General features: G+C 71.5%; 20 protein-coding genes and 1 pseudogene. 9 read left to right on the top strand and 12 right to left on the bottom strand.

The features are described 5' to 3' along the window. Nucleotides 1–9: 9 nt before the first annotated feature. Nucleotides 10–879: an endonuclease/exonuclease/phosphatase family protein gene (locus AC5JJ1_RS13125; RefSeq protein ID WP_495785551.1), complete on the bottom strand. Its 870-nt coding sequence runs from the start codon at nucleotides 877–879 to the stop codon at nucleotides 10–12. Between the two features lie 45 nt (nucleotides 880–924). Between AC5JJ1_RS13125 and AC5JJ1_RS13130 the strand changes: the two genes are divergently transcribed. From AC5JJ1_RS13130 to AC5JJ1_RS13145, 4 genes and pseudogenes are all read left to right on the top strand, one after another. Further along, nucleotides 925–1,515, top strand: coding sequence for a hypothetical protein (locus AC5JJ1_RS13130; protein WP_495785552.1), 591 nt, complete (start codon nucleotides 925–927; stop codon nucleotides 1,513–1,515). A gap of 7 nt (nucleotides 1,516–1,522) precedes the next feature. Beyond that, complete coding sequence (locus tag AC5JJ1_RS13135; RefSeq protein WP_495785553.1) at nucleotides 1,523–2,308, top strand: SDR family oxidoreductase; 786 nt, start codon at nucleotides 1,523–1,525, stop codon at nucleotides 2,306–2,308. Beyond that, entirely contained in the window at nucleotides 2,305–2,754 is a 450-nt protein-coding gene (locus AC5JJ1_RS13140) for a MaoC family dehydratase (protein ID WP_495785554.1), read from the top strand. Before AC5JJ1_RS13135 ends, AC5JJ1_RS13140 begins: the two co-directional genes overlap by 4 nt. A gap of 57 nt (nucleotides 2,755–2,811) precedes the next feature. Beyond that, a pseudogene (locus tag AC5JJ1_RS13145) lies at nucleotides 2,812–3,803 on the top strand (IS481 family transposase). On the opposite strand, the gene rfaE1 reads toward AC5JJ1_RS13145, so the two are convergent. The 5 genes from rfaE1 to uraH all read right to left on the bottom strand — a co-directional run bounded on the left by rfaE1 (nucleotide 3,800) and on the right by uraH (nucleotide 9,030). After that, nucleotides 3,800–5,236, bottom strand: coding sequence for a D-glycero-beta-D-manno-heptose-7-phosphate kinase (gene rfaE1 / locus AC5JJ1_RS13150; RefSeq protein ID WP_495785555.1), 1,437 nt, complete (start codon nucleotides 5,234–5,236; stop codon nucleotides 3,800–3,802). The pseudogene AC5JJ1_RS13145 and the gene rfaE1 sit on opposite strands and share 4 nt — an antisense overlap. 92 nt (nucleotides 5,237–5,328) lie before the next feature. Next, nucleotides 5,329–7,410, bottom strand: a complete 2,082-nt coding sequence (gene fusA, locus AC5JJ1_RS13155) for an elongation factor G (RefSeq protein WP_495785556.1) — start codon at nucleotides 7,408–7,410, stop codon at nucleotides 5,329–5,331. Nucleotides 7,411–7,581: 171 nt separating this feature from the next. Beyond that, nucleotides 7,582–8,181 (bottom strand): NAD(P)H:quinone oxidoreductase, encoded by a 600-nt coding sequence (wrbA, locus tag AC5JJ1_RS13160; RefSeq protein ID WP_495785557.1) that lies wholly within the window; start codon nucleotides 8,179–8,181, stop codon nucleotides 7,582–7,584. A gap of 58 nt (nucleotides 8,182–8,239) precedes the next feature. Further along, the gene (locus AC5JJ1_RS13165) at nucleotides 8,240–8,647 is read right to left on the bottom strand and encodes an ankyrin repeat domain-containing protein (RefSeq protein ID WP_495785558.1); all 408 of its coding nucleotides are present in this window, start codon (nucleotides 8,645–8,647) and stop codon (nucleotides 8,240–8,242) included. Between the two features lie 32 nt (nucleotides 8,648–8,679). Next, nucleotides 8,680–9,030 carry a hydroxyisourate hydrolase gene (gene uraH, locus AC5JJ1_RS13170; RefSeq protein ID WP_495785559.1) on the bottom strand — a complete coding sequence of 117 codons (351 nt, stop codon included), beginning with the start codon at nucleotides 9,028–9,030 and terminating at the stop codon, nucleotides 8,680–8,682. Nucleotides 9,031–9,120: 90 nt separating this feature from the next. Here uraH and AC5JJ1_RS13175 point away from each other — a divergent pair, with 90 nt between their 5' ends. Both AC5JJ1_RS13175 and AC5JJ1_RS13180 read left to right on the top strand, forming a co-directional pair. Beyond that, nucleotides 9,121–10,401, top strand: a complete 1,281-nt coding sequence (locus tag AC5JJ1_RS13175) for a M20 family metallo-hydrolase (protein ID WP_495785560.1) — start codon at nucleotides 9,121–9,123, stop codon at nucleotides 10,399–10,401. Between the two features lie 202 nt (nucleotides 10,402–10,603). Then, nucleotides 10,604–11,458 carry a hypothetical protein gene (locus AC5JJ1_RS13180; RefSeq protein WP_495785561.1) on the top strand — a complete coding sequence of 285 codons (855 nt, stop codon included), beginning with the start codon at nucleotides 10,604–10,606 and terminating at the stop codon, nucleotides 11,456–11,458. Nucleotides 11,459–11,618: 160 nt separating this feature from the next. Here AC5JJ1_RS13180 and AC5JJ1_RS13185 read toward each other — a convergent pair whose 3' ends face one another. Genes AC5JJ1_RS13185 through AC5JJ1_RS13210 form a run of 6 tightly spaced genes read right to left on the bottom strand, consistent with a single transcriptional unit; the run spans nucleotide 11,619 to nucleotide 15,076 of the window. Next, nucleotides 11,619–12,626, bottom strand: coding sequence for a TauD/TfdA dioxygenase family protein (locus AC5JJ1_RS13185; protein WP_495785562.1), 1,008 nt, complete (start codon nucleotides 12,624–12,626; stop codon nucleotides 11,619–11,621). A 32-nt stretch (nucleotides 12,627–12,658) separates the two neighbouring features. Beyond that, on the bottom strand, nucleotides 12,659–13,627 hold the full coding sequence (locus AC5JJ1_RS13190) for an MBL fold metallo-hydrolase (protein ID WP_495785563.1): 969 nt from the start codon (nucleotides 13,625–13,627) through the stop codon (nucleotides 12,659–12,661). Continuing rightward, nucleotides 13,618–13,980, bottom strand: coding sequence for a DUF2155 domain-containing protein (locus tag AC5JJ1_RS13195; protein ID WP_495785564.1), 363 nt, complete (start codon nucleotides 13,978–13,980; stop codon nucleotides 13,618–13,620). The genes AC5JJ1_RS13190 and AC5JJ1_RS13195 overlap by 10 nt, the downstream gene beginning before the upstream one ends. Beyond that, nucleotides 13,977–14,195 carry a hypothetical protein gene (locus AC5JJ1_RS13200; RefSeq protein ID WP_495785565.1) on the bottom strand — a complete coding sequence of 73 codons (219 nt, stop codon included), beginning with the start codon at nucleotides 14,193–14,195 and terminating at the stop codon, nucleotides 13,977–13,979. The genes AC5JJ1_RS13195 and AC5JJ1_RS13200 overlap by 4 nt, the downstream gene beginning before the upstream one ends. Further along, the gene (mlaD, locus tag AC5JJ1_RS13205; RefSeq protein ID WP_495785566.1) at nucleotides 14,192–14,716 is read right to left on the bottom strand and encodes an outer membrane lipid asymmetry maintenance protein MlaD; all 525 of its coding nucleotides are present in this window, start codon (nucleotides 14,714–14,716) and stop codon (nucleotides 14,192–14,194) included. The genes AC5JJ1_RS13200 and mlaD overlap by 4 nt, the downstream gene beginning before the upstream one ends. Before the next feature lie 3 nt (nucleotides 14,717–14,719). Beyond that, nucleotides 14,720–15,076, bottom strand: a complete 357-nt coding sequence (locus AC5JJ1_RS13210; protein WP_495785567.1) for an NADH:ubiquinone oxidoreductase subunit NDUFA12 — start codon at nucleotides 15,074–15,076, stop codon at nucleotides 14,720–14,722. 197 nt (nucleotides 15,077–15,273) lie between these two features. On the opposite strand from AC5JJ1_RS13210, the gene AC5JJ1_RS13215 reads away from it, so the two are divergent. From AC5JJ1_RS13215 to AC5JJ1_RS13225, 3 genes are read left to right on the top strand one after another with little or no spacing between them, the layout of a single operon-like run. Next, nucleotides 15,274–16,830, top strand: coding sequence for a TSCPD domain-containing protein (locus tag AC5JJ1_RS13215; RefSeq protein ID WP_495785568.1), 1,557 nt, complete (start codon nucleotides 15,274–15,276; stop codon nucleotides 16,828–16,830). Between the two features lie 10 nt (nucleotides 16,831–16,840). Further along, nucleotides 16,841–17,305, top strand: a complete 465-nt coding sequence (locus AC5JJ1_RS13220; protein WP_495785569.1) for a RidA family protein — start codon at nucleotides 16,841–16,843, stop codon at nucleotides 17,303–17,305. Nucleotides 17,306–17,354: 49 nt separating this feature from the next. Next, nucleotides 17,355–18,287: a dihydrodipicolinate synthase family protein gene (locus tag AC5JJ1_RS13225; RefSeq protein ID WP_495785570.1), complete on the top strand. Its 933-nt coding sequence runs from the start codon at nucleotides 17,355–17,357 to the stop codon at nucleotides 18,285–18,287. Nucleotides 18,288–18,307 lie beyond the last annotated feature (20 nt).

The raw sequence follows: 18,307 nt of genomic DNA on the forward strand, positions 1-18,307 counted from the left end.
TCTATCTCCTCAAGGCACCGCCAGGCGGATGCTGAGCGGGCAGTGGTCCGACAGCCGCTCGCGCCAGTCGCGCCCCTGCTCGGCATAGACCAGGACGCGGAGGCTCCCGGGCACCAGCCATTCGCGCGCCGGGCCGCCGAGCAGGATGTGGTCGATGAAGGCCCGCCCGCCCCGCGGTCCGGCCCAGCAGGGGTTGGAGGTGCCCGCCGTCACCCGCGTCAGCGGCGCCGCCGATTCGAGCCGGCGGTACAGCGGCTCGCCCGGCGCCTCGAAGCTGCGGTTGAAGTCGCCGAGCAGGGTGAAGGCCACGCCCTCCCGCCGCCGCGCCGCGATCCAGCCGGCGAGGATCTCGCCCTGCCGGGCCAGCTGCTCGCAATCCGGCTCCTCCCGCTCCAGCCGGCCGCTGCTGCATCCGGCCTTGAGGTGCAGCGAAAGCAGCCGCAGCCGGGCCCCGCCCGCCTCCACGGTGACGTCCGTGCCGCGGCGGAGCGAACGGTGGGCCTCAGGATTGAGGTCGAGCGCTGCGAGGTCCGGGTTGCGGATGACACGCAGGCCCCGCCGGATGGCGAAGCCGGAGCGCTGCAGGTCCTCCTCCTCGGGGAAGTGGAAGGCATAGGCCTTCGGGTCGAGCAGCAGCGCCGCCGCCTCCGGCCCGTCCACCTCCTGCAGGGCGATGATGTCGGCATCGAGCCGCCGCCCATACTCGGCGAGGCGGGCCAGGTCGCCCCGCTCCCGCGGCCGCCGGTCCCGCGGCAGGAGCGCCGTGCGGGTGGTGAGCCAGGCGATGTTCCAGCTCGCCAGCTTCAGCTCCGCCCCCGTGGCGCGTCCGGGTGCCAGGCCGGGAAGGAGCAGCAGCAGGGCAAGGATCAGGACGCGCATGCCAGGGAGCTTGCCGGGCGGAGGCCGGGGTGCCTAGCCTGCCGCATGACCCGTCCGCTCGTCGCCCTCCTTCTGTTGATCGCCCTTCCCGCCGCTGCCCCCCAGGGGGCGAGCCAGGAGGCGAAGGCTGCCGAGACGCCCCTGCAGCGCATCGCCGGCCTGCCGGCCGAGGCCTCTGGCTGGCGCCGCGCCAATGTGACGGATTTCGAGGCGAGGCCGAACGGCGCCGGCCTCGGCGCGGCGGCGGAGTACCGCCCCTCGCTCGGCGGGCCGGGCGTTGCGACCCTCTACATCTACGACCGCGCCATCCCCGGCGGCGCGACGGCGGAGAGCCTCGCCGCCGAGCTGAGCCAGGCCACGCGCGAGATCGAGATGCTCGGCCCGATGCGCCGCTACCGCGTCGAGGCGCGCCAGCCCGGGCCGGTCATCACCCTGCCCTCGGGCGCCGAGGCGATGCGCTGCGAGGCGCTGACCCTCGCCTTCGACGGCGGCAGCAAGTCCGACAGCTATGTCTGCCTCGGCCTCGCGGGGCGCCGCTTCCTGAAGCTGCGGATGAGCCTCCCGGCCGGCGTGCCGGCGGTGGAGGAGCAGCAGCTCCAGATGCTCGGCGGCCAGCTGGCCGCGGCCATCCGGTAGGAGAGGGATGATGCAAGGCAACACGGCGCCGCTCACGGTGCGGCTCGATGGGTTGCGGGTGGCGATCACCGCGGGGGCCGGCGGCATCGGCCGGGCCATGGCGGACGGGTTCGCCAGTTGCGGCGCGAAGGTCTTCCTCTGCGACGTCGACCGCGAGGCGCTGGCCGCCTCGCCGCACCCCTCGATGCTGGCCGACATGGAGAGCGTCGAGGGTTGCGAGGGCTTCGTCGACGAGGCGGTGGCACGTCTCGGCGGCCTCGACGTGCTGGTGAACAATGCCGGCATCGCCGGCCCCACCGCCCGCGTCGAGGACGTGGCGCCAGAGGCGCTGAGCCGCACGCTGAAGATCGACCTCGAGGCCATGTTCCACTGCGCCCGGCGGGCGGTGCCGGCGCTGCGGGCGGCCGGCGGCGGCTCCATCGTCAACCTGTCCTCGGCGGCGGGACGATTCGGCTTCCCGCTGCGCAGCCCTTATGCGGCGGCGAAATGGGGCGTCATCGGTTTCACCAAGTCGCTCGCCATCGAGCTCGGGCCGGAGCGGATCCGGGTGAATGCCATCCTCCCCGGCCTGGTCGCCGGCGACCGCATCCGCCGCGTGCTGGAGGCCAAGGCCCAGGCGAATGGCCGCAGCTTCGCCGAGCAGGAGGCGGAGGCGCTCCGCCCCGTCTCGCTCCGCTGCTACGTGACGCCGCAGGACATCGCCAACATGGCGCTCTACCTCTGCTCGCCCTTCGGGGCGACGATCAGCGGCCAGTCCCTCTCGGTCGATGGCGACATGCAGGTGCTGATGTGAGCCTCGCGCCCATCGCCTCCTTTGACGAGCTCGAGGTCGGCCAGCGCTTCGACTTCGGCACGCTGGAGATGACGCGCGACGAGATCCTCGATTTCGGCCGCCGCTTCGACCCGCAGCCCTTCCATGTGGACGAGGCGGCGGCGGCGGAGGGGCCCTTCGGCGGGCTGATCGCCTCCGGCCTGCACACGCTCTCGGCCGCCTTCGCCACCATGATCCGCACCGGCCTGCTGGCGAAGGTCTCGATGGGCGGGGCGGGGATGGAGATCGCCTGGCCGGCGCCGGTGCGGCCGGGCGACGTGCTGCGCGTCTCCGGCCTGGTGGAAGAGCTGACGCCGAGCCGCAGCAAGCCCGACCGCGGCGTCGCCAAGCTGCGCTTCACCGCCCATCGCGCCGCAGACGGGGCGAAGGTGCTGGACGTGCTGGGGACGGTCCTCCTGAAGCGCTAGATGTTTGATCCCAGGGTTTGATGGTGCAGTCTTCCAGCAGGCGTGGAAGGACGCGCTATGGGTCAGGTTCACCATGGGAGCGCCACAACGACAGCGGCGGTCCGTCGAGCGATACAGCATAGTCAAGAGAGCCTGAGAGGGCTCGCCAGGCGCTACGGGATCAACCCGAAGACCGTGGCCAAGTGGCGGAGGCGCACCTCCGTCTCCGACCTGCGCACCGGTCCCCAAGAGCCCAGGCCAACGGTCCTGTCGGCCGAGGACGAGGCCGTCGTCGTTGCCTTCCGCCGTCACACGCTGTTGCCACTCGACGACTGCCTCTATGCCCTCCAGCCCACCCTGCCGCACCTTACCCGCTCCAGCCTGCATCGCTGCCTCCAGCGCCACGGCATCAGCCGGTTGCCGGACACCGAGGGCGACAAGCCGAGCCGATCCAAGTTCAAGCGCTACCCCATCGGCTATTTCCACATCGACATCGCCGAGGTCCGGACGGAGCAGGGCAAGCTTCACCTCTTCGTTGCCGTCGACAGGACTTCGAAGTTCGCCTTCGTCGAGCTGCACGAGAAGGCCACGCGGCGTGTCGCAGCTAACTTCCTCCGGGCGCTCGCCGCAGCCGTTCCCTACAGGATCCACACCGTGCTCACCGACAACGGCACGCACTTCACCGAGCCGACAGGCGATGGCTGGACGCCGAGGACATCAAGCAGTTGCCGGCGAGCCAGCAGCCATTCCTCTGCCACGACTTCGAATTCGCCTGCGCCGAGCTCGATATCGAGCACAGGCTCACCAAGCCTCGGCACCCATGGACCAATGGTCAGGTCGAGCGCATGAACCGCACCATCAAAGAGGCCACGGTGAAGCGATTCTACTACGAGAGCCACGAGCAGCTCCGCCAGCATCTCGCCGACTTCGTCGCCGCCTATAACTTTGCACGTCGGCTGAAGACCCTACGCGGCCTCACCCCCTACGAAGCCATCTGCAAAGCCTGCACGGAGGAGCCGTCCAGGTTCACCCATGACCCGCACCACCAAATCCCGGGACCAAACATCTAGGTTCTGGCCCGGGCGATGATCCCCGTGGTCGAGCGCCCCGGCAGCAGGTCGAGCAGCACCACCTCGCCGCCGGCCGCTTCCACCTCGCGGGCGCCCACCACCGTCTCCTTGGTGTAATCGCCGCCCTTCATCAGCACATCCGGCAGCAGCAGGCGGATGAGCTCGATCGGCGTGTCCTCCTCGAAGGCGAGCACCGCATCGACCGAGGCGAGGCCCGCGACCACGGCCGCGCGGTCGGCGAGCGGGTTCACCGGCCGCGTCGGGCCCTTGAGCCGGCTGACGCTCGCATCCGAGTTCAGCGCCACCACCAGCCGGTCGCAGCGCCGCCGCGCCGCGCGCAGCGAGGCCACATGCCCGGCATGGAGGATGTCGAAGACGCCGTTGGTGAAGCCGACGCGCAGCCCGTGCGCCCGCCATTCCGCCACGAGCCGCCGCGCCGCCGCCCGGTCCAGCAGCGCGCCCTCATCCGGGGCGGAGCCGCTCTCGGCCCGCAGCGCGTGGGAGAGCTCGTCGACGCCGACCGTCGCGGTGCCGAGCTTGCCGACCACGATCCCGGCCGCGGCATTGGCGATGCGCATCGCCTCCTCCAGCGGCTGGCCGGAAGCATGGACCAGCGCGAGGGTCGCAATGACCGTGTCCCCGGCGCCGGAGACGTCGAAGACCTCCCGCGCCAGGGCCGGCACGCTGCTCGCCCCCGCCCCGGCGCGGACCAGCACCATCCCATGGCCGGCGCGGGTGCAGAGCAGGGCGGCGAGCCCCGCCTCCGTCATTACCCATTCGGCGGCCGCCGCCACCTCCGCCTGCGTGCCGACCGGCATGCGGGTGGCCCGGGCCAGCTCCCGCGCATTGGGCTTCACGCAATCGGCGCCGCGATAGATGCGGAAATCCTCGCTCTTCGGATCGACGAGGACCGGGATGCCCTGCGCCCGCGCCGCCGCGATCGCCTCGGCGATGACCGGGGGCGAGAGCACGCCCTTGGCATAATCCGAGAGGATCATCGCCTGGCACCCGGGCAGCGCGGCCCGCACCGCCGCCAGCATCGCCTCCGCCTCCGCCGCATCGGCGGGGCTGGTCGCCTCGTCATCGACGCGGACGACCTGCTGCGTGCCGGCGATGATGCGCATCTTGCAGATGGTCGGGCGGCCTGGGCTCTCGACCATCCGATCCTCGATCCCCGGATCAGCGCCGAGCAGGGCGCGGAACTCCGCCCCCGCCGTATCCCGCCCGAGCAGCCCGACCAGCACCGCCCGGGCGCCAAGGGCAGTGATGTTGCGCGCCACGTTGCCGGCGCCGCCCGGCATCGCCATCAGCCGGCGCTGGCGCAGCACCGGCACCGGCGCCTCCGGCGAGATCCGCTCCACCTCGCCATAGAGGAAGCGGTCGAGCATGGCATCGCCGAGGACGAGGATGCGGAGGGCGCTGAAGTCGAGCATGGGAGGGGGAATAGCCCCCGAAGCCGTTCCTGAAAAGCAAACGGCGCCTGGGTTGCCCCAGGCGCCGTTGCGATCAGCCCCGACCGGAGGGATCAGGCGGAGTTCTTCATGATCTCGTCTGCCACGTTCCGGGGCACTGGATCGTAGTGGTGGAACTGCATCGAGAAGGAGGCGCGCCCCTTGGTCATGCCCCGCAGGTTGGAGATGTAGCCGAACATCTCCTTCAGCGGCACATGCGCCCGGACGATGACCGAGGTGCCGGCCATGTCCTGGCTCTGGATCACGCCGCGGCGGCGGTTGAGGTCGCCCACCACGTCGCCGACATGGTCCTGCGGCGTCGTCACCTCGACATCCATGATCGGCTCGAGGATGACGGGACCCGCCTTCTTCATGCCCTCGCGGAAGCAGGCCTTGGCCGCGATCTCGAAGGCCAGGGCCGAGGAGTCGACGTCGTGGTACTTGCCGTCCACCAGGCTGTACTTGAAGTCGACGGTCGGGAAGCCCGCGAGCACGCCGGTATCGGCCTGCACCTTGATACCCTTGTCGACCGCCGGGATGTACTCCTTCGGCACCGCGCCGCCGACCACGGCATTGACGAACTCGATGCCGGTGTTCCGCTCCTTCGGCTCGAAGGTGATCTTCACCTCGGCATACTGGCCCGAGCCGCCCGACTGCTTCTTGTGGGTGTAGATCTCGGTATGCGGCTTGGTGATCGTCTCGCGATAGGCCACCTGCGGCGCGCCGATATGCGCATCCACCCCGTATTCCCGCTTCAGCCGGTCGATGATGATCTCGAGATGCAGCTCGCCCATGCCCGAAAGGATGGTCTGGCCGGTCTCCTGGTCGGTCTTGAGGCGGAGCGAGGGGTCCTCGCCGGCCAGCTTCTGCAGGCCGAGCGTCATCTTCTCCACGCCTTCCTTGGTCTTCGGCTCGACCGAGATGTCGATGACCGGGATCGGGAAGGCCATGCGCTCGAGCACCACCGGGTCCGACTGGTCGGCCAGCGTGTCGCCGGTGCCGGTGTCCTTCAGCCCGACGAAGGCGGCGATGTCGCCGGCGAAGACCTCCTTGATCTCCTCGCGCTTGTCGGCATGCATCTGGAACATGCGGCCGATGCGCTCTTTGTGGCCCTTGGTCGTGTTCATGACCATGTCGCCCTGCTTCAGCACGCCGGCATAGACGCGCACGAAGGTCAGGTTGCCGTACTTGTCGTTGATGATCTTGAAGGCGAGGCCGGCGAAGGGCAGCGTCTCGTCGGCCGGGATCACGCGGCGGTCGGCGGTCTCCTCCTCACCCTCCTCGGCGGCGACCTTGATGCCGGCGATGTCGATCGGGCTCGGCAAGTAGTCGAGCACGCCGTCCAGCAGCGGCTGCACGCCCTTGTTCTTGAAGGCGGTGCCGCACATCACCGGGCGGAAGGTGCCGTCGATGGTGCCGCGCTTGATGGCGCGCTTCAGCGTCTCGACCGAGACGTCGCCCTTGTCGAAATACTCCTCCATGCCGGCGTCGTCGACGCTCAGCGCGGTGTCGAGCAGGAGCTGGCGGTACTCGGCTGCCTTCTCCTTCAGGTCCTCGGGAATGTCCTCGTAGTGGTAGGCGGCGCCGAGCTCGTCGCCCTCCCAGATGATCGCCTTCATCTCGACCAGGTCGACGACGCCCTTGAAGGTGTCCTCGATGCCGATCGGCAACTGCAGCGCGATCCAGGTAATGCCGAGCTTCTCGGTGAGCGTCGCCGCGGCGCGGTAGAAGTCGGCGCCGGTCCGGTCGAGCTTGTTGATGAAGATCAGGCGGGGGACGTTGTAACGGTCCGCCAGGCGCCAGTTGGTCTCGGACTGCGGCTGCACGCCCGCCACGCCCTCGATGATGAAGACGGCGCCGTCGAGCACGCGGAGGCTGCGGTTCACCTCGATGTTGAAATCGATGTGGCCGGGGGTGTCGATGATGTTGATCCGGTGGTCCTTCCACACGGCGGTCACGGCAGCGGAGGTGATGGTGATCCCCCGCTCGCGCTCCTGCTCCATGTAGTCGGTCGTGGTGTTGCCGTCATGGACCTCGCCGATCCGATGCGACTTGCCGGTGTAGTAGAGGATCCGCTCGGTCGTCGTGGTCTTGCCCGCGTCGATATGCGCGGTGATGCCGATATTGCGGATTCGGTCGAGCGGGGTGCGCGCCACGATGGGCCTCCATAGGCAAAAGCGGGCCCGGCCGCGGATATCTCTCCGCACCGCCCGCCGAGGTCTGACTCAATCGGTCTGGTATCGCGGGGGGAGATGCCCCCTCCGGCCCGGTTTTGCAAGCGGCTTTCGCGCAAACCGGGCCGAAAGGCGGGGCCTGGGCCCGCAGTCCTAGCCGTGGAGCTTCGCCGCGATCCCCGCCACATGCCCGCCCTGGAAGCGGGCCAGTTCCAGCTCATTGGCGCTCGGCTGCCGCTCGCCCTTGCCGCCGGCGATGGTGGTGGCGCCATAGGGGCTGCCGCCGGTGATCTCGTCGAGCGTCAGCTGCCCGGCCGCGGCATAGGGCAGGCCGACCAGCACCATGCCGTGGTGGAAGAACATGGTATGCATGGCCATCAGCGTCGTCTCCTGCCCACCATGCTGGCTGGCGGTGGAGGTGAAGGCGCTGCCCACCTTGCCGAGCAGCGCCCCACGCGCCCAGAGCCCGCCCGTCTGGTCCCAGAACTGCGCCATCTGCGCCGCCATCCGCCCATAGCGGGTCGGGCAGCCGAGGATGATGGCGTCGTACTGGTCGAGCTCCTGCGGCGAGGCCTCGGGCGCCGCCTGGTCGAGCTTGGCGCCGGCCTGCTCCAGCACCTCGCGCGGCGCGATCTCCGGCACGCGCTTGACGGTCACCGTCGCGCCGGCCGCGCGGGCGCCTTCGGCGACGGCCCCCGCCATCGTCTCCACATGGCCATAGGTCGAGTAATACAGCACCAGTACGCGCGCCATCGGTCCCACTCCGGTCGTTGCGGCGCGGCCGATACGCACGGAAACCGGAAGGGTTCCGCTACCAGATCAGGCGTTCCGTCTCTGCATCGGTATAGAGGCGCCGGGCGAGGTCGGCATGCCCGGCCTCGGTCGCGTAATCCGCGGCGCTCCGCCCCTCGCGGTCGCGCAGCGCGGGGTCGGCGCCGAATTCCAGAAGCAGGGCGATGGCATCCTGCCGCCCGGCGGCGGCGGCCTGCATCAGCGCCGTCGGCGCCTCGCGCGGGTCGCCCTCCGGCGCGCCCTGGCCGCCGCGCTCCAGCAGCAGCCGCAGCACGGCCAGGTGGCCGAGGCGCGCGGCCAGCGCCACCGGGTCATCCACATGCCCACCGCGTGGCGCGGCGAGGCCGGGATCGGCATCGAGCAGCCCGCCCACCGCCACCGCATCGCCCCGGCCGACCGCCGCGAGGAATTCCTCCCGCTCCGCCATGCCTGCCTCCCTTACCGAGGCAGGCGCAACGCTCAGGACCCCCGGTAGGTTGTGTAGCCGAAGGGCGAGCAGAGCAGCGGCACATGGTAATGCCCCTGGCCCGCCTCGAGCCGCACCCGCACCGGCACCACGTCATAGAAGGCCGCCAGCCCGCGCTCCGCAAAATAGGCGCCGATGCCGAAGCGCAGCTCGTGCAGCCCGGCGACGAAGCCGGCGCCCTCCGGATAGAAGGCATCCCGGTTCCGGCCATCCGTCGTCGTCACCGTGGCCGCGACGAGCACCGGCGCCGGCTCCAGCCGCCAGAGCTCCACCGCGATGCCCGCCCCCGGCAGCCCCTCCGCCGTGTTGAGCACATGCGTGCTGAGATACCCCGCCATCGCCATCCCCCATCCTTGGCAGAGGGCGCTCTAGCACGGCTTGACGCCGCCCCGCCGCCTGCGGTTTGTCGGGGCCGGCAAGACGGGATGGGGACGATGAGCGGGACGGTCGCGCCGAACCTGGTATCCGCGGTGAGCGAGCAGCGCCAATGGGACCGGCTGATGGAGATGGCGCGCCTCGGCGCCATCACCGGCGCCGACGGCTCCCCCGGCGTCAACCGCCCCTGCCTCTCCCCGCTCGACCGCGAGGCCCGCCGCCTGCTGATCGGCTGGGGCGAGGCGATCGGCCTCGCCCCCTCGATCGACGCGCTCGGCAACCTCTTCCTCCGGATGGAGGGGCGCGAGCCCGGCCTCGCCCCCGTGCTGACCGGCAGCCACATGGACAGCCAGCCGGCGGGCGGGCGGTTCGACGGCATCTGGGGCGTCCTCGCCGGGCTGGAGGCGATCCAGGCGCTGCGCGAGGCCAGCATCACCCCCCGCCGCCCCATCGAGCTCGTCGCCTGGACCAATGAGGAGGGCGGCCGCTTCGCCCCCGGCTGCATGGGCAGCATGGCCTATGCCGGCCACAGCGCGTCCGACACCTGGGACGCGGTGGAGGATGGCGAGGGCATCCGCTTCGGCGAGGCGCTGCGCGAGCAGCTGTCGCTCGAGGCCGACATCCCACGCCGCCCGCTCGGCGTGGTCGAGGGCCCGGCGCCGCATGCCTATGTCGAGGCGCATATCGAGCAGGGGCCGCGGCTGGAGACGGAGGGCCAGGACATCGGCATCGTCACCGGCATCCAGGGCAGCCGCTGGTTCCTCGTCGAGCTGCGCGGCGAGAGCGCCCATGCGGGCACCGCGCCGCTGTCGACGCGGCGGGATGCGGTGCAGGACATGCTGCGTGCCGTCACCGCGCTCAACGCGCTGATGGACGACCCGACGGATGTGCTGCGCTTCACCGTGGCGCGGATCGAGGTGCACCCCAACAGCTCCAACAGCGTGGCAGAGCGGGTGCGCTTCACCATCGACTTCCGCCACCCCTCGGCCGCGGTGCTGGCGGAGCGGGGCGATGCCATCGAGGCCACCATCCGCGGCGCCGTGCGGCATTGCGAGGTGGTGGTGACGGAGCGCTTCCACGCCCTGCCGGTGGAGTTCGCGCCCGAGGTGACGGAGGCGGTGGCGCGGGCGGCGGCGGCGCAGGGGCTGCGCGCGCTGCGCATGCCCTCCGGCGCCTTCCACGATGCGCAGTTCATGGTGCCGCTCTGCCCGAGCGGGATGATCTTCGTGCCGAGCCGCAAGGGCATCAGCCACAACCCGGCGGAGTATTCCTCGCCCGCGCAGCTGGCGGCGGGGGCGAGGGTGTTGGCGCAGGTGCTGGGGGAGTTGGCGGAGGGCTAGGGGAAGAGGCCGCGGCAGGCGTCTCACGCTCGACCTCTGCTACCGGCACCGAGAGGGCCTTCGCCTGAAAGCCTGCCCAGGAGGCTCCCGACTGCCCCCTGCCGGGAACGGCAGCGCCTTCGGAACGAGGGACGCCGTCCGGGGTTCAACCACCAAGCTTGGCACCCTGGCGCGACAGTCGCCTCCGCCACCGGGAGTCCCGATGCTCTACCGCTTGCTGCCCGCTCTCGCCCATGCGGCGGTCTTGCTGCCGCTCCATGCGGTCGCCGTCCGGTCCGCGGTGGCGCAGGACGAGCCGATCGAGCTGGCGGACGACCCTTTCGAGATCACCGATCCCATCGCCGCCCCGCCCGGCGCTGCAGAGCTTGGCTTTGTTGGATCCTATGAGCGGGCTCGCCGCGGCCGCGTCCGCGACACCGGGGGAGTGGAGGCGGAATTCGAGATGGGCGTCGTGCCGGGCCTCGAGCTCCGCCTCGGCCAGACCGGCGCCTACGGCAACCTCGAGACCCGGCGCAAGCTGGGTACCGTGACAGACCTCTCGGGCAGCTCGGATGATGCGGGCCGAGCATTGTGGGGTGGCGCCACGCGGCTCGGGGCATTGTACCAGCTCAGCGACGGCCGGGGCGGCTTGCCGGCGGTGGGCCTGCTCGGGCGGGTGCGGACGCTCTACGGACCGGGCAGGACCGGCTACGAGACCGAGGCCGTCGCCCTCGTCGGCAAGACCCTCTGGGGCGGGGAACGACCGCTCGGCCTCCATGTCAACCTCGGCTGGGTGGCACGCATCGATCCCCAGCCTGGAGAGCGGCCGAACCGATTCCTCGTCAACGCCTCGGTCGGGCAGGCCGTGTCCCGTGATACGGCGCTGGTTCTGACCTATGCGCGGGAGCAGCAGGAGCGCGGAGATCGGGATTACAGCGTGGTCCAGGCGGGAATCCGTCACAGGCTGCAGAGCGGGACAGTGCTCGGCCTGGCTGCGGGTGCCGGGACCAACCGGGACTCGCCGAGCTTCCAGATAGCCTTCGCCGTGCAGTGGCAACTCAGCGAGGGCTGGCGCTGATCCATGGGCGGGTGCGAGTCTCTGCCTTGTACCAATACCGAAATCCAGTTGGCGCCACTCGGTCCTGGCTCTCTATCAACTCCCCCTGGCTATGGGAAAACGATCACCTTTCCATCCCCTTGGCATTGGTCCGAAATCTGCCGCCTCAACTCCATTGACCTCACGCCGCCACCCAGCTCTTCGCCTCACCTGCATAGGCCGCGCCCGGGTTCCCGCTCACCGTCGTCCGCCACATCACCCGCTCCAGCCGCTCGGCATCGAACCAGGTCGCCGCATGCACGGTGCAGCGGTTGTCCCACACCACGAGGTCGCCCGCCGTCCATTCATGGACATAGACGAAGCGCGGCTGGGTCAGGTGCGTCACCAACGCCTCCAGCAGCAGCGCCCCCTCGCCATGCGGCCCGGGCTCGAGCTCGGCGATCGGCCCATCCAGCCAGTCCATTTGCCCGTATTCGCAGAGATAGAGCGCCCGCCGCCCCGTCACCGGATGCAGCCGGGCGAGCGGCTGGCGCTGCGGGCGGTGGTGCGGGGCGAGGGGCTTCGGCGCCGCACCCTCCAGCACCGCCTCCCGCCGCCGCCCGGCCGTGCTGCTCACATGCAGCCCGTCCAGCCCGTCGACCCGCGCCCGCAGCGCCTCCGGTAGTGCGTCATAGGCCGCCGCTCCATCGGCGAAGAGCGTCTGCCCCTGCCCCTGCGGCACCGGGACGACGGCGAGGAAGAGCGAGATGTCAGGCGGCGGCCGCCGGTAGCTTTGGTCGGTATGCCAGCCGCGCCGGTGCGGGAACTGCACGGGCAGCCGCCCCTCCGCGGTCAGCGGCGGCTCCGGCCGGGCGGGCGGCGCGCGGTGCACGGGCGGGATGTTGGAGACGACGAAGATCTCCGGCACCTCCGGGTGGATCATGTTCGGCTGCATCCCGGTCTCCCGGTAGTTCTCCACCTCCGGCCCGAAGAGGCGGCTGAGGCGGAGCAGCAGCGCCGCATCCTCCGCCATCGCCCCCATGCCGGGGATGAGCAGCACGCCGCCCGCCTCGGCGAGCGCCCGGGGCAGCGCCTCCGGCTCCGCCTCGGCGGCGGCGACCAGGGCGGCGGCGCCCGGCGGTCCACAGGAGCGGATGCGCCCGCCGAAGCCGGCACCGGGCAGGGGCACGAGGCAGTCGAACCGGCTCATCGGCACACCCTCCAAGGGGGAGGGCAGCGAGCCTATCGGGGCGATTCGGGGAGGTCCAGGCTGCCGCCGAAGGGCAGGGTGCCGAACACCTCCGCCGGCACGCCGGCGGCCGCGCGCGCCTCGGCAAGCCAGGCCTCCGGCCCGTCGATCGCCTCGTCGGTCAGCCCGGCGAAGGTGCCGAAATGCATCCCCACGCTCCGCCGCGCCCCGAGGGCGAGATGCGCCTGGACGGCCTCGCCCGGGTCCATGTGCTGGGTGCGCATGAAGAAGCGCGGCTCATAGGCGCCGATCGGGATCAGCGCCAGGTCGATGCGCGGGAAGCGGGCCCCGATCTCGGCGAAATGCGGGCACCAGCCGCTGTCGCCGGCAAAGTAGACGGCAGCCCCCGCCGCCTCGATGACGAAGCCGCCCCAGAGGCTGCGGTTGCGGTCGGAGAGGGTGCGGGCGGAGAAGTGCTGCGCCGGCACATAGGTGACGCGCAGCCCCGCCACCTCCACCTGCTGCCACCAGTCGAGCTCCGTGGCGCCGCGGATGCCCGCCTTCGCCAGGTGCCGCCCATTGCCGAGGCCGGTGACGGCCGGCGGCGCCCAGCGGCGGCGGACCTCGCGCAGCGTCGGCATGTCGAGATGGTCGTAGTGGTTGTGGCTGACCAGCAGCAGGTCGCAGCCCGGCAGCGCCTCCAGCCGCTGCCCCGGCGCCCGCACCCGCCGCGGCCCGGCGAAGGCGAGGGGGCTCGCCCGCATCGACCAGACCGGGTCGGCGAGGATGCAGCGCCCGCCGATCTGGATCAGGAAGGAGGCATGGCCGATGAAGGTCGCGCCGATCCGCCCGGGCGGCAGGCGGGTGGGCGGCGGTTGCGGCGCATCCTCGATCCAGCGCGGCCAGGGCACTGGCTTGCTCTCGCGCCGCCAGCGGAGGACGTCGCGGAAGCTCTTCACCGTCCGGTCATGGACGTTGTGGAAGACCTGCCCGTCCCAGTGGTCGGACGGCGCTATCGGCAATCGAGGACCCGGAGGTCATAGACCGGGTGCTCCAGCATGCTGACGCCCGGCGCATTGGCGAACATCCAGCCGCGGAACACCTGCTGGAAGCCCTCGGCGCGGCGGCTGTCGCTCACCTCGAGGAAGGCGGCGGCATCCGGCACCTCGTCCGGCGGGCGGGCATTGCAGGCGGCGACCCGGACGGTGAGCGTGCCGAACTGCGTCGCCTGCCCGACCGGGGCGCGGAGGACGGAAACGCGGGCCGTCACCTTGTCGAGGAGCTGCAGCTCGGCCTGCCCCTTCGGCAGCCAGTCCTGCGACTGCGCCCAGGCGGCCATGGGCAGCAGCAGGGCGAGGGCGGCGAGGCGCCTCACGGCTTGCGCCTGGGGCTCGGCAGCTCGGCGACCATCTCGGCCAGCATCCGCCGCAGCGCCGCCTCGTCGACGCCCATGAGCACGGCATCCTCGAAGGCGTCGCGCATCACCTGCACGAGCTCGGCATGGTTCTCGGCCAGGACCTTCAGCTTCTCCCGGCAGGAGATCGGGCTGCCATCCGCCCCCGGCCAGGTCTCGGGCGGGGCGAGGCTCATCGCGCCGGGGCAGGTGCGGGGGCGGGCGCCGGCCCCCCGGACTCGGTCTGCTGTTGGTTCTGGCTGTTCATCTGCGTCACCGAGAAGATGAAGCGGCCGAGCAGCGATTCCAGGCTGACCGAGCCCTGGGTCTCGGTGATGCGCCCGCCATCGGCGAGGAACTTCTCGCTGCCGCCCGGCACGAGGGAGACATACTTGCCGCCGAGCAGCCCCTCCGAGGTAATCTCGGCCGAGGTATCCTCCGGCAGGCGGAGGTTGCGGTCGACGCGCATGGTGAGCACGGCGCCGAAGCTCTGCGGGTCGATCCGGCTGTCGGTCACGCTGCCGACCTTGACGCCGGCGATGCGCACATCGGCGCCGTTGGAGATGCCGTCGATCTTGTCGAAGCGGGCGGTGAGCGTCATCCCATCGGCACTGGCGCTGCCGCGGCCGCTATGCAGCACCGCATAGGCGAGGAAGACGGCGGCGATGACGAGCACGATGCCGCCGGTGGCGACCTCGGCGAGGCTGCGTCCCCTCATGCCTTACGAACCCGGGGTCCAGGCTTCGTAGTCGCCGGTGGTGGCGGGGCGGGCGCCGCCGACATAGTCGTGCCCCGCCGGGCGGTAGGAATGCGCCGTGCCGGTGAGGTTTGGCAGGTGCTCCTTCTGCCAGGGGTAGCGCTTCACCTCGGGCATCGGCGCATCGGTGGTGTGGTGCAGCCAGGCATGCCATTCGGGTGGCACCACGGTCGGGTCCGAGCCCGTCACGAAGATGGCCCAGCGCCGGGTGCGGTTGTAGATCGGCTGCTTCGACTTGCTCTCGTAATAGGTATTGCCGAAGCGGTCGGTCCCGACCTTGCGGCCGAAGAGAGCGGATTGGAGGCGCAGCAGGACAGGCATGGGGCCGGGAGAGCTCCTCGGGGGGGATGGCCGCCCAGCAGATGGGGGCGGGATCGCGGCCGGACAATCGCATAAGCCATGCTGCGGCGCAAAGGCGGGCGGAAAGGGGGAACTATCCACAGGATGTTGCGTCCCTGGTGCCGATCCACCACCAGATACGGCTTTCCGCCCGGCGCGTTCCGCCCTAGCATCACGCCATGGCACTGATCACCGGAACCCTGTGGGAAGAGGTCGCGCTGCGCCGGACCCGCGCCTGCGCCGACCCCGATGCGCCGCCCCGCGCCGTCGCCTTGCCGCTCGGATGGGATGCGGAGGCGGCCGCGGCGCTCGCCGCCCTCGCCCCGGGGGAGAAGCCGGTCGCCCTGCCGCGCCTGGCCGAGGCCTGGATCGCCCGCGTCGCCCGCGGCGGGCAGAAGGCCGGGATCGTCGATGCCACCGGCGCCGCCCGCCTCGCCGACGGGCTGCGCGCCCTGCTGCTGACCCGGCGCGGCGCGCCGGGCCGCGAGGTCTGGCGCGGGGAGGGGGGCAAGGCGGAGCCGCGCTTCGTGCTCAACCTGCCGGCCTTCCTCGAGCCCGAGGGAGGCTTCGACCTCGAGGGCTATGCGGAGGCCTGCGCGCTGGCCGTCCGCGCGCTGGACGCGCTGGGCGGCGCGAAAGCGAACCGGTTGCGACTCGGCTTCGCCGATCTCGCCGGGCTGCTGGCCGCGCTTGGTCTTGTCTATGACAGCAGGGAAGCCCGCGCCACCGCCGCCGCCATCGCCGCCCTCACCCGCGGTGCGGCGGAGGCCGAGTCGGGCCGCATCGCCGCGAAGCTCGGGGCGCGGGAGCCGGTCGCCCTGCTCTGGCCGGCGCCGCCCGCCGAGACGCCGGTGCCCGGCCTCGCCGCCGCCGCCCGCGCCGCGCTCGATGCCGCCGCGGCCTCGCCCGGCCTCCGGCACCAGGGCCTGCTCGCCCTCGCCCTGCCGGATGCGGTGGAGGCGCTGCTCGGCGCCGAGACGGGCGGCCTCGCCCCCGCCGCCGGCTCCACCCGCGCCGTGCTGACCGAGAGCGGCGAGGTGGCGGAGGTGCCGACCCGCGCCGCCCTCCTCATCGCCCGCGACCATCAAGCCCGCGCCGGGGCCCTGCTCGCCCCAGTGCCCGAGCGCGCCCGGGCGGCGATGCGGGAGGCGGTGGCCCAGTTCCTCCACGCCGCCCCGCCGGCGCCCATCGCGCTGCCCGCCCCGGCCCAGCCGGTGCCGAAGCCGCAGCCCATGCTCCGCCGCCATGCCGGGACGACGCTGCATGTCACCGTCGGCGGCCACAAGGTCGCGCTGCGGACGGCGGAGGATGCCTCCGGCCGGCTGCTCGAGATCGCCTTCACCCTGTCCAAGGAAGGTGCCGCCTATCGCAGCCTGATGGATGGCTTCGCCCAGTCCGTCTCGCTCGGCCTGCAGGGCGGCGTGCCGCTGGCCGACTATGTGGAGGCCTTCGCCTATACCCGCTTCGGCCCGGCCGGCGTGGTCGAGGGCGACCCTGCCATCCCGCGCGCGACCTCGGTGCTCGACTGGGCCTTCCGGCGGCTGGCGCTCGACTATCTCGACCGGCGCGACCTGCCGCAGCCTTCCGAGGAGGATTGCCTGCCGGACACGCCCGGCACCGCCTCGCAGCAGGCGCCGCTGCTGCCGCTCGACCTGCCGACCCAGCCGGCGCCGGGGCGGGAGGCCGCCGCCTCCGGCCCACGCGGGCGGCGGCGGACGCTGCGGCTCGTCGGATAAGGAGAGCATCATGGCCGGACGCATCGAATCCCGCTTGGCCGAGCTCGGCATCACCCTGCCGGTGCCGGCAGCGCCGATCGCCAACTACGTGCCCTTCACCGTGAGCGGCAAGCTGGTGGTCGTCTCCGGCCAGATCCCGCTGAGGGAGGGGAAGATCGCCTATACCGGCAAGCTCGGCGCCGCCGTCCCGATGGAGCATGGCGTCGCCGCCGCCCGACTCTGCTTCGTCAACTTGCTGGCGCAGCTCAAGGCGGCGGCGGGCGACCTCGACCGGGTGGCGCGCATCCTCCGCCTCGGCGGCTTCATCGCGGCGGGCCCGGACTTCACCCAGCATGCGGTGGTGATGAACGGCGCCTCCGACCTCGCCGTCGAGGTCTTCGGCGATGCCGGGCGGCATGCCCGCAGCACCATCGGCGTGCCCTCCCTGCCGGGCGATGCGGCGGTCGAGGTCGAGGGGATGTTCGAGCTGGCTTGACGCCGGGCGCGTCGCGTCGCCTCCTCGCCGGCAAAGGCAGGAGACGCACATGAGCCAGACCACGCCGAGGCCCCGCTACCGGGGCGTCTTCCCCGTCGTGCCGACCATCTTCGACGAGCGCGGCGCCCTCGACATCGAGGGCCAGAAGCGCTGCATCGACTTCATGATCGAGGCCGGCTCCGAGGGCCTCGCCATCCTCGCCAATTTCTCCGAGCAATTCCTCCTCGCCGATGAGGAGCGGGAGCGGCTGACGCCCCTCATCCTCGACCATGTCGCCGGGCGCGTGCCGGTGATCGTGACGACGACCCATACCTCACCGCGGATCTGCGCCGAGCGCTCCCGCCGGGCGCAGGCGGCAGGGGCGGCCATGGTGATGGTGATGCCGCCCTATCACGGCGCCAGCATCCGCTTCGGAGAGGCCGCGATCCACGCCTTCTACCAGGCGGTCTCGGATGCGATCGACATTCCGATCATGATCCAGGACGCGCCGGTCGCCGGCACGCAGCTCTCGGCGCCCTTCCTCGCCCGCATGGCGCGGGAGATCGAGCAGGTCGCCTATTTCAAGATCGAGGTGCCCTTCGCCGCCAGCAAGCTGCGGGAGCTCATCGCCCTCGGCGGCGAGGCGATCGAGGGGCCCTGGGACGGCGAGGAGGCGATCACCCTCATGGCCGATCTCGAGGCGGGGGCGACCGGCTCCATGACCGGCGGCGGCTATCCAGACGGCATTCGCCAGGTCACCGATGCCTGGTTCGCCGGCCGCCGGGAGGAGGCGGCGGCGGCCTACCAGCGCTGGTTGCCGCTCATCAACTACGAGAACCGGCAATGCGGGCTGCTGGCAGCCAAGGCGTTGATGAAGGAGGGCGGCATCATCGCCTGCGACGCCCCGCGCGCGCCGCTCGCCCCGTTGCATCCGGCGACCCGGGCCGGGCTGATCGAGCTCGCCCAGCGCTGCGACGCCATGGCGCTGCGCTGGGGGAGGTGACGGGAAGGCCACTTGCCCTC

This window comes from Belnapia sp. (assembly GCF_059504005.1).

What these genes read in the sequence shown, in the direction of transcription:
- rfaE1 (WP_495785555.1), bottom strand. Translation starts at nt 5,236, where the DNA reads ATGCTCGACTTCAGCGCCCTCCGCATCCTCGTCCTCGGCGATGCCATG.
- mlaD (WP_495785566.1), bottom strand. Translation starts at nt 14,716, where the DNA reads ATGAGGGGACGCAGCCTCGCCGAGGTCGCCACCGGCGGCATCGTGCTC.
- AC5JJ1_RS13215 (WP_495785568.1), top strand. Translation starts at nt 15,274, where the DNA reads ATGGCACTGATCACCGGAACCCTGTGGGAAGAGGTCGCGCTGCGCCGG.
- AC5JJ1_RS13210 (WP_495785567.1), bottom strand. Translation starts at nt 15,076, where the DNA reads ATGCCTGTCCTGCTGCGCCTCCAATCCGCTCTCTTCGGCCGCAAGGTC.
- AC5JJ1_RS13185 (WP_495785562.1), bottom strand. Translation starts at nt 12,626, where the DNA reads ATGAGCCGGTTCGACTGCCTCGTGCCCCTGCCCGGTGCCGGCTTCGGC.
- AC5JJ1_RS13125 (WP_495785551.1), bottom strand. Translation starts at nt 879, where the DNA reads ATGCGCGTCCTGATCCTTGCCCTGCTGCTGCTCCTTCCCGGCCTGGCA.
- AC5JJ1_RS13225 (WP_495785570.1), top strand. Translation starts at nt 17,355, where the DNA reads ATGAGCCAGACCACGCCGAGGCCCCGCTACCGGGGCGTCTTCCCCGTC.
- AC5JJ1_RS13165 (WP_495785558.1), bottom strand. Translation starts at nt 8,647, where the DNA reads ATGGCGGAGCGGGAGGAATTCCTCGCGGCGGTCGGCCGGGGCGATGCG.
- wrbA (WP_495785557.1), bottom strand. Translation starts at nt 8,181, where the DNA reads ATGGCGCGCGTACTGGTGCTGTATTACTCGACCTATGGCCATGTGGAG.
- AC5JJ1_RS13220 (WP_495785569.1), top strand. Translation starts at nt 16,841, where the DNA reads ATGGCCGGACGCATCGAATCCCGCTTGGCCGAGCTCGGCATCACCCTG.
- AC5JJ1_RS13200 (WP_495785565.1), bottom strand. Translation starts at nt 14,195, where the DNA reads ATGAGCCTCGCCCCGCCCGAGACCTGGCCGGGGGCGGATGGCAGCCCG.
- AC5JJ1_RS13130 (WP_495785552.1), top strand. Translation starts at nt 925, where the DNA reads ATGACCCGTCCGCTCGTCGCCCTCCTTCTGTTGATCGCCCTTCCCGCC.
- AC5JJ1_RS13175 (WP_495785560.1), top strand. Translation starts at nt 9,121, where the DNA reads ATGAGCGGGACGGTCGCGCCGAACCTGGTATCCGCGGTGAGCGAGCAG.
- uraH (WP_495785559.1), bottom strand. Translation starts at nt 9,030, where the DNA reads ATGGCGATGGCGGGGTATCTCAGCACGCATGTGCTCAACACGGCGGAG.
- AC5JJ1_RS13135 (WP_495785553.1), top strand. Translation starts at nt 1,523, where the DNA reads ATGATGCAAGGCAACACGGCGCCGCTCACGGTGCGGCTCGATGGGTTG.
- AC5JJ1_RS13180 (WP_495785561.1), top strand. Translation starts at nt 10,604, where the DNA reads ATGCTCTACCGCTTGCTGCCCGCTCTCGCCCATGCGGCGGTCTTGCTG.